The sequence below is a fragment of the Roseateles sp. GW835-FHT13E02 genome (genome assembly GCF_058794035.1).
In genome coordinates this window covers 82,537-83,860 of sequence record NZ_JBXAGJ010000026.1, presented here as the reverse complement: position 1 = coordinate 83,860, position 1,324 = coordinate 82,537, and the positions used below count along the sequence as shown (strand labels likewise).

Genomic DNA, 1,324 nt, shown 5'->3' with positions numbered 1-1,324 from the left:
TTGGCCGCCGTCAGCGTGATCGCCTGGTTGGCCGTGCTGGTGTTGAAGCTGTTGCCGTCGGCGCCGAGGTTCAGCGCCCCTGTCTGGGTGATGCTGCCGGTGCTGGCCGTGGCGATGAGCTTGCCACCGATGCTGCTGGTGGCGAACTTGAGCGCATCGGCGCTGATGCTGGCGTCGGCGCCGCTGGTGAGCGCGACCGTGTTGCTGCCGAAGACGTTGGCGGCGTTGAGCGTGATGGACTGGTTTGCCGCGGTGGCGCCGAAGCTGTTGCCGTCGGCGCCGAGCGTGATGACGCCACTTTGTGTGATGCCGCCCGTTGTTGCTATTGCCTCCAGCGCCCCACCGACCGTGCTCGTGGCCAGGTTCAAGCTGCTGCTTTTGATCGCAGCGGCCGCGGACCCACTGGTGTTCAGAGAGACCGCTCCCGCAAAGCTGTTGGTGTTCTCGGTCAGTGTGATCGTTGCAGCACCGGATTGGAAGGTGCTGCTGCCGCCCACCGTCAAGCCGCCCGCAGTCTGCGTGATGGCGCCGCCGTTGGAGGCCGCGACCAGATTGCCGCCCACCGTGCCCGTGCCCAGGTTCAGCGCACCGGTCGAATTCACAGTCAGGTTGCCCGCGGCTACATTCAGCATCCCGAGCGTCAAGGCGCTGGTGTCGGTGACCTGGATGTGGTTCGCCCCAGTGTTGCTGAGGTTCACCGCGCCGCTGAAGTTGTTGCTGCTCTCGGTCAGCGTGATCGCTGCCGCACCGGCTTGCAGGTTGCTGCTGCCGCCCACCGCCAAGCCACCTGCAGTCTGCGTGATGGCGCCACCGTTGGAGGCTGCGACCAGGTTGCCGCCCACCGTGCCCGTGCCCAGGTTCAGGGCGCCCGTTGAGTTCACAGTCAGGTTGCCCGAGGCCACATTCAGCGTCCCGAGCGTCAGGGCGTTGGTGTCGGTGATTTGAACGTGGTTCGAACCGGTGTTGCTGAGGTTCACCGCGCCGCTGAAGTTGTTGCTGCTCTCGGTCAACGTGATCGCTGCCGCACCGGCTTGCAGGTTGCTGCTTCCGCCCACCGCCAAGCCACCTGCAGTCTGCGTGATGGCGCCACCGTTGGAGGCTGCGACCAGGTTGCCGCCTACGGAGCCTGTGCCCAGGTTCAGCGCGCCGGTTGAGGTCACGGTCAAGTTGCCTGTGGCAACGCTCAGCGGCCCGAGCGTCAAGGCATTGGAGTCGGTGATCTGAACGTGGTTCGAACCGGTGTTGCTGAGGCTCACTGCGCCGCTGAAGTTGTTGCCGCTCTCGGTCAGCGTGATCGCTGCCGCACCGGCTTGCAGGTTGCTGC

General features: G+C 65.6%; 1 protein-coding gene. It reads right to left on the bottom strand.

The window, feature by feature from the left end; all coding sequences use genetic code 11:
* A partial coding sequence (locus AC1Q6P_RS21195; RefSeq protein WP_492703321.1) for a beta strand repeat-containing protein occupies positions 1-1,324 on the bottom strand: 1,324 nt, incomplete at both ends.